The 8,626-nt window shown below is 47.0% G+C and carries 8 protein-coding genes and 1 pseudogene; 6 read left to right on the forward strand and 3 right to left on the reverse strand.

Annotation, left to right across the window (positions count from 1 at the left end; genetic code table 11):
* Positions 1-104 precede the first annotated feature (104 nt).
* The 3 genes from BUB85_RS19980 (at position 105) to BUB85_RS19990 (ending at position 2,261) form a co-directional block, all read left to right on the forward strand.
* Positions 105-494 (forward strand): Hsp20/alpha crystallin family protein, encoded by a 390-nt coding sequence (locus BUB85_RS19980; protein ID WP_073113253.1) that lies wholly within the window; start codon positions 105-107, stop codon positions 492-494.
* A 250-nt stretch (positions 495-744) separates the two neighbouring features.
* Positions 745-1,482: an HAD-IIB family hydrolase gene (locus BUB85_RS19985; protein ID WP_073113254.1), complete on the forward strand. Its 738-nt coding sequence runs from the start codon at positions 745-747 to the stop codon at positions 1,480-1,482.
* A gap of 35 nt (positions 1,483-1,517) precedes the next feature.
* Entirely contained in the window at positions 1,518-2,261 is a 744-nt protein-coding gene (locus BUB85_RS19990) for an HD domain-containing protein (protein ID WP_073113255.1), read from the forward strand.
* Between the two features lie 258 nt (positions 2,262-2,519).
* On the opposite strand, the gene BUB85_RS19995 is transcribed toward BUB85_RS19990, so the two are convergent.
* Entirely contained in the window at positions 2,520-3,056 is a 537-nt protein-coding gene (locus tag BUB85_RS19995; protein ID WP_073113256.1) for a DNA-deoxyinosine glycosylase, read from the reverse strand.
* Between the two features lie 267 nt (positions 3,057-3,323).
* On the opposite strand from BUB85_RS19995, the gene BUB85_RS20000 reads away from it, so the two are divergent.
* The 3 genes from BUB85_RS20000 (at position 3,324) to BUB85_RS20010 (ending at position 6,110) form a co-directional block, all read left to right on the forward strand.
* A complete protein-coding gene (locus tag BUB85_RS20000; RefSeq protein WP_073113257.1) occupies positions 3,324-3,626 on the forward strand; it encodes a metal-sensing transcriptional repressor in 303 nt (100 codons plus the stop codon).
* A gap of 164 nt (positions 3,627-3,790) precedes the next feature.
* A complete protein-coding gene (locus tag BUB85_RS20005; RefSeq protein ID WP_073113258.1) occupies positions 3,791-5,155 on the forward strand; it encodes a PhoH family protein in 1,365 nt (454 codons plus the stop codon).
* 121 nt (positions 5,156-5,276) lie between these two features.
* Positions 5,277-6,110, forward strand: a complete 834-nt coding sequence (locus BUB85_RS20010) for a tyrosine-protein phosphatase (RefSeq protein WP_073113259.1) — start codon at positions 5,277-5,279, stop codon at positions 6,108-6,110.
* Between the two features lie 182 nt (positions 6,111-6,292).
* Here BUB85_RS20010 and BUB85_RS20015 read toward each other — a convergent pair.
* Together BUB85_RS20015 and BUB85_RS20020 are read right to left on the reverse strand one after the other, a co-directional pair.
* Positions 6,293-6,715 (reverse strand): annotated as a pseudogene (locus BUB85_RS20015) (manganese catalase family protein); the annotation flags it as partial.
* A 46-nt stretch (positions 6,716-6,761) separates the two neighbouring features.
* A complete protein-coding gene (locus BUB85_RS20020; RefSeq protein ID WP_084534161.1) occupies positions 6,762-8,258 on the reverse strand; it encodes an ATP-binding protein in 1,497 nt (498 codons plus the stop codon).
* Between the last annotated feature and the right edge of the window lie 368 nt (positions 8,259-8,626).

Consider the following 8,626-nt stretch of genomic DNA (forward strand, 5'->3'; position numbering starts at 1 on the left):
TAAGCATGGAATAAATGCTTTTACAGCAATCAGAGAAGCCCTTTTAGGGAATTCCGATATCATCTTTAACTAATGGAGTTCTGAACAGTTACGACTTTTTCAAAATGCCGTTTGGCAGAAGAGATTTTGGACTTGCAAACTCTTCTATCACAGGTGGAATGAGCACAGATGTGCAGGAGTTTGACGACAAGTACCAACTCGATTTGGAACTTCCGGGATTTAAGAAGGAAGACATTCAGGCAGAACTGAAGGACGGATATCTGACCATCAACGCAAAGCATGAAGAGAACAAAGACGAGAAGGATGAGAAAGGTAAATTCATTCGGAGAGAGCGCTACAGTGGCCAGTGCCAGAGAAGCTTCTATGTGGGCGATGCAATCACCCAGGAGGATATTAAGGCGAACTTTGAGAACGGAGTTCTGAAAGTCGAGGTTCCGAAGAAAGAGGCGAAGCCGAGGGTGGAGGAGAAAAAACTGATTGCAATTGAAGGCTAGACCGAACAATGAATATAGACAGTAAGAATGCCCGCGGGGAATCGGGGGATGGACGGAAGTTGACAGGACTTCTTGTCCGTCCCTCTTTTTTATCGCCTGTAAGGTAAACGCACTCACTATGGTGCGTTTACTCTATATCTGCTTTACCTGATATTTGCGAAAACTGGAAAAGAGAAGCGATTAGTGTTAAAATAAAGAATCAGGAAAGAGGAAACTGTGGGTTTGCCAGATAAGAGAAGGACTTTATAAGATGAAAAAAATATTTTGTTTTGATGTGGATATGACCCTTCTGGTGCATCCGGAGATGACGGTGCCGGAGAGTGCGGTGGAGTCAATCTGGAATCTGCGAAAGAGGGAACACAAGATTGTGATCGCGACGGGCCGGATGCTGTCGGAGGAGGATACCACCGGAGTGCGGAGACTCCTGGAGCCGGATGCGATCATACACAGCAATGGGCAGAAGGTGGATGCGGAGGGAACACCGATTTACGAGGATCCGATTCCGCGGGAATTGATTCGTGAGCTGCTGGGTTTTGCGGAGGAGAAGTGTGTGAACATCGGATGCACGATCATGGGAGAGGCATATTATCTCAGCAATGGAAAAGCGGATAAGATGCTGAATACCGATCTGTACTCCATAGCAGTCAGGGGCGGTGCGAAAGAGCAGAAGGTTCTGGCGGACCGTTTTCCAAATCTCGCCATCATACCATTTTCCAGCGGAATGGGCGCGGATATTGTGCGCGTCGGCTTCTCTAAAGCGTCCGGCATGGATCACCTCCTGCGGCACTGGGATAAAACGTGGAGGGATGTGGTGATGTTCGGTGACAGTAAAAACGACATCCAGATCGTGGAGCGTGCCGGGCTTGGAATCGCAATGGGCAACGCGGTGCCGGAGCTGCTGCAGGTGGCAGATTACGTGACAGATGACATCCGCAGAGACGGAATAAAAAATGGAATCGAATTTGCACTGCACAGTTATGACAGGTAGTGTAAAAAAGATATCTCAGAGAAAAGGATGATGCAATGAACAGACAGACAGTGACAGAGGTGTTTCAGAGCTACGTAGAGAACTATGATCTGGAAGGCACAAAAATCAAAATAAAGGTGAACCATACATATCGGGTGGCGGGGCTGTCGGAGGTGATTGCGCAGTCTCTGCAGCTGGAGCAGGAAGATGTCGATCTGGCATGGCTGATCGGAATGCTGCATGACATCGGCAGATTTGAACAGCTCCGAAGATTCGACACCTTTCACGATGCAGAGTCTGTTGACCATGCAAAACTGGCGGTGAAAATTTTATTTGAAGACGGGCTGATCAGGCATTTTCTTTCGGAGGTGAAGTATGATGCGATTATTCAGGATGCTGTGCAATATCACAGTGCATATCGGATCCCGGAGGAGATGGACGCAAGGACAAGACAGTTCTGTGACATCATCCGGGATGCGGATAAGGTCGACATTTTCCGTGTAAATGCGGAGACACCTTTGGAAGAAATCTACAATATTCCCGCGGAGGAGTTCTATACCTCCACAATCACACCGGAGGTGCTGGAGGCGTATGAGCAGGGAGATACGGTGCTGAGATCTCTGAAGAAAACGGCCATGGATTATGTGGTCGGACATATCTCGCTGCGAAACGGTCTGGTTTACCAAAAGAGCAGAGAACTGGTATCCGAACAGGGATATCTGCAGAAAATGTTGGATTTTCCGACTCGTAATCCGGAGACGAAGAAGCAGCTGGAGCAGATCAGACAGCAGATACATTAAAAGAACTCCCCTATTACATAAAAAACAGTCAGGCGCGAACCTGACTGGGATTTTTGAGGAAGGGTGTGTGCGAAGCGGAAGGCTGTTTATGGGGGTGCCGCCGGTTCACACACACTACTTATGAAAAAGATTTTATTTGTATCAACAAATTGTTTTTTTGTTCTTTGCTGATAGGTACAGTATAGAGTGGAAATGTGTTTATATTGTGGCGAACTGATTAAAGAAATGTGAAGGTTTTCTAACAAAAAACGAAATTGTTCAATCAGCATCCGATAAGGACAGCGGGGGCTGAGCCGGGAAAATATGTGGCGGAACGGCATCTGACCATGCTGTCACCAGTCTGTCCAATGTAAAAACGGCGTTTGCCGGACTGGTCGAGGGAAGTTGGATAGCAGGCATTCTGGTGGATTCCAGAACATATTTGTCATAGAGCTTTTTGGCGGTTCCACCATTGGCAAAGATCATCTCGACCTGAGTCTGGGCCAGCAGACCGGCGATGTCGTTGGGAACGACATTTCGGATGCTGCTGTCGCTGGAGCCGGCAATCTCACAGCTCTCGATGACATCCCACAGGGCGATATGATTGGTGTGGAGAAAGGCGGTCTTCTCCTCGATCGTCTGTGGGAGGGGAGTTCCCGCAAGGCAGGCGAGCACCCTCCAGAAGCGGTTCTGTGGATGTCCGTAGTAAAAGTGCTGCTCGCGTGATTTTACAGACGGAAATGATCCTAAAATTAGAATTTGTGATTCTTTATCGTAGACCGATGCAAATTCATGCACCTGCTTTTTTCGTTCCATGAATAATCCTCCTGTGGTCTTCGGGCTGCTTCTCGTCACCTCCGGAAAAACGACTGCTCTGTGCCCGTTTTTTTGTGTTCCTGCCGTTCACGAACAGTCAGCGAAGCAGATTGTGGGTGCCTGCTTTAACGGAAACGATGTGAGCGGTGATTTTAGTATACATATATTTGGTATTGTTTCCTAAATTTTACAGACATTTCTACCAGTTGATGGTATTATAATAAAAAGTAATTGTCAATGATTACCTTGAGATAGGAGAGACTGGAGATGAATGAAAAGAAAGAGTGCGGCTGCAAGCAAAAGCACCGCGACAGCGATGAGTACACAAAACTGATCCACCGGCTGAACCGCATTGAAGGGCAGGTGCGTGGAATTAAAGCTATGGTCGAGGATGAACGATACTGCGTGGATATTCTTACCCAGGTGTCTGCAGTCCAGTCAGCGCTGAATGCATTTAACAGAGAGCTGTTGTCCAATCATATCAAGACGTGCGTGGTGGATGACATCAAGGCGGGCAGTGAGGAGGCGGTAGATGAATTGTGTGCAACGATGCAGAAGCTTATGAAGTAAACACACAGCGATACTTAACCCGCATTTAACTTAGATTTCTCCTGGATTATTTTGAGTTTCGATACAGGACATCGTATAATGAAACTAAAATAAATACGGATCATGCAATGACTGCTGAAAATATAATCGGCGGGCATGATCGGTAGACATATGGGAGGACATCTATGAAGAAAACTTACATTTTAGATACCAATATCCTGATTCATTCGCCGCGCTCTGTCCTGGCATTTGAGGACAACGATGTCGCAATCAGTCCAGTTACGTTGGAAGAACTGGATAATCTGAAAAACGCATCGGGAGAGCTCGGGTACAATGTAAGGGAGTGTTACCGCACACTGAACGATCTTCGCAAGCATGGGAATATCTACGACGGGATTCAGGTTCCGGACGGTGGGATATTCCGCGTGGAAACAGGACTGTCTTATGAGGATTTTCCGGTTGGGTTTGTGGAGAAGAAGCCGGACAATATTATCCTCGCGACGGCGAAGTATCTGGCCGCAAACTGTGGAGATCCGGTGATTCTGGTCACAAATGACATTGCCATGCATTTTAAGGCAGACGTGATTGGGGTGGATACGCAGGTGTTTAAAAATGAGCAGGTGTCCGACGAGTCGATCAGCTATACCGGACGTCAGTCGCTCTGGGTGCTCGGTGGTGTGATCGATCAGATTTATCGGCAGAAGGAACTGGGGCAGGATGTGGTACAGGAGATTCTCGGAAAAAACAAAGATGTCCGCGGGCTGGAAGTCAATGAATTTGTAGTGCTGACAGACTGCGAGAATCCCAAGCGCAGAGCTTATGCTTTCTATAATGGGAAAAAGCTGCATCTTCTGCAGCATAAGGACGAAGAACCTTTCGGAGTTGTGCCGAGAAATGAGGGACAAAAGTTTCTGCAGGAGGCTCTGCTCAGAGATTCGCAGGAGGCGCCCCTTGTGATCGCCAAGGGACCGGCTGGAACAGCCAAGACATTCTATGCGCTGGCTGCCGGGTTGGAAGCGGTTGTGGAGGAACACAAGTATAGACGAATCCTTCTGGTACGTCCAAATGTGAAGTTTGACGAGACAGTGGGGTACCTGAAAGGTGACGAGTACGACAAGGTGAAGCCACTGATCCGTCCAAGCCTGGATAATCTGGAGCTGCTTGTCGGCAAGGACTGGACGAACGGAAATCATGATCTGGAGGACAGCAAAATAGACTATCTCTTCGAGACCGGAGTGATCGTGGCAGAGAGTTTGGAGTACCTGCGGGGAAGGAGCATCACCGATACCTACGTGATCGTGGATGAGGCGCAAAATTCTTCGGTGACCCAGATGCTGGGAATCATCACCCGTGCAGGAATCGGCTCCAAGATCGTGGTGCTGGGAGATCCGGATCAGATCGACAATCCACATTTGGATAAGCACAATAACGGGCTGGCGTATGCATCTGAAAAGATGAAGGGAAGTCCACTGTGCTGGCAGATCACCATGCAGAACAGCGAGTGTACCAGAAGCGAGCTGTCCATGGAGGCAGCGAGACTGCTGCAGTAATGCTCTGCTTTATGGTTTCAGCGACAGTGTAGATTTCGCACGTGAACCAAGCGTGATAATGTTGCAATTGTTAGAAAGGCACGCCTTCCTGAAAAAATTAGAAAAAAGAAAAGGATGAAATATGAAGATAAATCAACAGACAATCGATCAGATGATCATTAAATTAGATGGAACAAACAACACCCGTGATGTATCCGGGTACCAGGGGAAAGACGGAAGAGGAATCAGACCCGGACGTCTGCTTCGCAGTGACACATTATCGAAGCTGACGGATCAGGATATTCAGAAGCTCACAGGAGAGTATCAGCTGCGTGCGGACATTGATCTGAGAACCGATGTTGAGAGTACCTACAGTCCGGACATCCGCATGCCCCAGGTGGAGTATCATGAGGTTCCGGTCTTAAAGGGCTCCGCGCTCGGAGTTACCAAAGAAGCAGTGACCGGAGTGGGCGATGTAGCGCAGGGCATGATCCGGAGCGTAAAAGATATGAATGGAGAGAGCGGGGAATATACCAGAAATATCTATGAGATGCTGGTGAAGGACGATCATGCAATACAGCAGTACCGGAAGTTTTTTGAGATCTTGCTGAATCAGGAAGATGGGGCGGCGCTCTGGCACTGTTCCGCTGGAAAAGACAGAACCGGAATGGGGGCCGCATACATACTGAGCGCACTGGGCGTGGAGGAAGAGACCGTCATCGAGGACTATCTGCTCTCAAATCTCTACCTGCGTCCGCAGATCGAAGCGGTGGTATCCGCCGTTGCAGAACTCGATGATGATCCGCATATGCTGGAGCAGGTACGTATCATCAACGGGGTGAAGCGAGAGTTTATTGAAAACAATTTTTCACTTATGAAAAAAATGTCCGGAAGCATAGAAGGATATCTGCGAGAATATCTTGGACTTACGAATGGGGATTTCAGTCAGCTGTATGATCTTTATCTGAATCATTAGTATTAGAATGTCCGATTTACTGTTCACTTTACGTGCAAGAGGTTTCTATCACAACCATTTTGGTTGTGATAGAAACCTCTTTTTTTCTGGCCGAATCGGTCAGTTACTTTCTTTGAAATTTTCCATTAATGAAAACAGGGTCAATTAATTTCATACCCTGGGTACATGCAGCAAAGCTATGCTTACGGACGATCAAACGCCGGGTTAAAGGCATAGAAATTCTTGCTGTCCAGCTGGTCCTGTGTAATTCGCAGCGCTTCACCAAAACGCTGGAAATGAACGATTTCCCGTGCTCTCAGGAATTTGAGCGGATCGGCGACATCCGCGTGACCGGCACACAGACGCAGGAGATTGTCGTAGGTAGTGCGTGCCTTCTGTTCTGCAGCAAGGTCCTCAGTGAGGTCGGTGATCGGATCACCGGTGGACTGGAAGGTCATGGCGTCAAATGGAACACCGCTGCCGTTGACCGGGTAGATGCCCAGTGTATGATCGACGTAGTATTTATCAAATCCGGATTCCTTTATTTCAGCGACGGAAAGATTCCGCGTCAGCTGCCGGACGATGGAGCAGACGATTTCAGCATGCCCCAGTTCTTCGGTCCCCAGAGAAGCATCGGAAATGTTCATGGCGAGTTATTACGAGAACGCTGTACTAGGAACTGAGATTTTCTGCCAGAGCAGCATACAGGGTCTCCGGGCGAATGGGTTTGGCGAGATGGGCCTGCATACCTGCCTCCTTCGATTTCTCCAGATCTTCCGCGAAGGCATTTGCAGTCATAGCGATAATCGGAATGTTTTTGGCCTGGGGATGGTGCAAGCCTCTGATTTCTTTTGTTGCTGTCAGGCCATCCATGACCGGCATACGGATATCCATCAAAATGGCATCAAAGTAGCCGGGCTTTGAGCTCTTAAAGAGGTTCAATCCCTCTTTTCCGTTCTGTGCATTCTCTACTTGCATTCCTTTTTGTTCAAGAAGTCTGCAGGCAATCATGGCATTCATTGGGTGGTCCTCCACCAGAAGTATTCTGCGGCCTGCCAGTGATGTGGCGGTACGGGATGTCTTTGAAGAGACCGCCTTTACCGGCCGCTCAATATAGCGTGGCAAAGAAAAACGCACAGTAAAGGTACTGCCTTTACCGAGTTGACTGTCCACTTCAATTGTGCCGCCCATCATTGTGACAAGCTGATGGGAGATGCTGAGACCCAGGCCACTGCCTGCGTAGTGAGAGGTTGTAGAGCTGTGTTCTTGTGCAAAAGCGTCAAAAAGATGAGGGATAAAGGAAGGCGAAATACCAATCCCGCTGTCTCTTACAATAAAAGTCAGCAGATCTTGTCCGGATGCAGGAGAAATACTTGCTTCCAGTTCAACTGTTCCTGACCTTGGAGTGAATTTGATTGCGTTATTGAGCAAATTAACCAATATCTGCTGCACTCTGATCTTATCACCATAGTATTCAGCATCAAGCTTCCCAAGGCTTTTAAAGCTGTATGTAATATCATTTTTCTCGGCTGCAGGCAGCATCATGGTGTTAATATCATCAATCAATTGAGAAAGAGGAAAGTGCTGCTTTACAAGGCTTAACTTGCCGGCTTCTATACTTGACATATCCAGCACATCGTTAAGAAGAGAGAGCAGATACTCGGAAGAAGACTGGGATTTCTGGATACAGTCAGAGAGGAATGCCTGATCATTCAGATTCGTCTTCATAATCTCGTTCAGTCCAAGAATAGCATTCATAGGTGTGCGGAGTTCATGGCTCATTTGTGCAAGAAATTGAGATTTAGAATGGCTTGCCTCTTTTGCAATCATTAAGGCATCGGAGATGCTCTTTTGTTTTTCCTGCTCTTTGAGATAGAGATCCGTAACATCTGTGCGTATCAGCAGTACCATTTGGTTTTCCTTGTCATAGTAAACATACTTCAGACACTTACGGGTATAGCCGCGAACCGGATCAGTCACACCAACATAAAAGACATGCTCCCCATGGGCATTCAGCTGCGCTGATACTTGTTCTAAACTCATTTGGTAGATGGTGTAATCTCTATCTTCAGGAACGACAAAGTCATTGGCATACGTTACGATTTCGGTGGAATACGAATCACAGATAACAGGAGGTAAAGGGGTGCCACTGTCACTGTGGCTAAACATCGTATAGCTGTCCTTTTTTACATCGAGGGTAACTGTTCAGAACCCCCTTGGGGAACTAATTAATTTTTGTACAAAACAGAGAATTTTTAAAACCTGTTTTGCGATATTATTTCGGTAATTGGTGGATAACCAATTGTTTGTGATTGAATAATTTAATTCATTGTGGATTACTCTTTCAATCTTTCAAATAACTCTGATTCAAAGCCAAATTCTATGGCTTTTGAATATATTTAACAACAACTGAACATTGAAAAACATTACTTATCCACAGTCATTTTCACCATAGGTGAATCTATGTGAATTCGCTTTTTTCCTGAGTTTTTAGTACAATGGAGACATAAAACACAAGGAAGAAGGTGGTCTGAATG

This window comes from Hespellia stercorisuis DSM 15480 (assembly GCF_900142165.1).
GTDB classification, from domain to species: Bacteria; Bacillota; Clostridia; order Lachnospirales; family Lachnospiraceae; genus Hespellia; species Hespellia stercorisuis.

Coding starts and splice junctions, on each gene's coding strand:
- BUB85_RS20010 (WP_073113259.1), top strand. CDS start 5,277: ATGAAGATAAATCAACAGACAATCGATCAGATGATCATTAAATTAGAT.
- BUB85_RS19985 (WP_073113254.1), top strand. CDS start 745: ATGAAAAAAATATTTTGTTTTGATGTGGATATGACCCTTCTGGTGCAT.
- BUB85_RS20020 (WP_084534161.1), bottom strand. CDS start 8,258: ATGTTTAGCCACAGTGACAGTGGCACCCCTTTACCTCCTGTTATCTGT.
- BUB85_RS19980 (WP_073113253.1), top strand. CDS start 105: ATGCCGTTTGGCAGAAGAGATTTTGGACTTGCAAACTCTTCTATCACA.
- BUB85_RS19995 (WP_073113256.1), bottom strand. CDS start 3,056: ATGGAACGAAAAAAGCAGGTGCATGAATTTGCATCGGTCTACGATAAA.
- BUB85_RS19990 (WP_073113255.1), top strand. CDS start 1,518: ATGAACAGACAGACAGTGACAGAGGTGTTTCAGAGCTACGTAGAGAAC.
- BUB85_RS20005 (WP_073113258.1), top strand. CDS start 3,791: ATGAAGAAAACTTACATTTTAGATACCAATATCCTGATTCATTCGCCG.
- BUB85_RS20000 (WP_073113257.1), top strand. CDS start 3,324: ATGAATGAAAAGAAAGAGTGCGGCTGCAAGCAAAAGCACCGCGACAGC.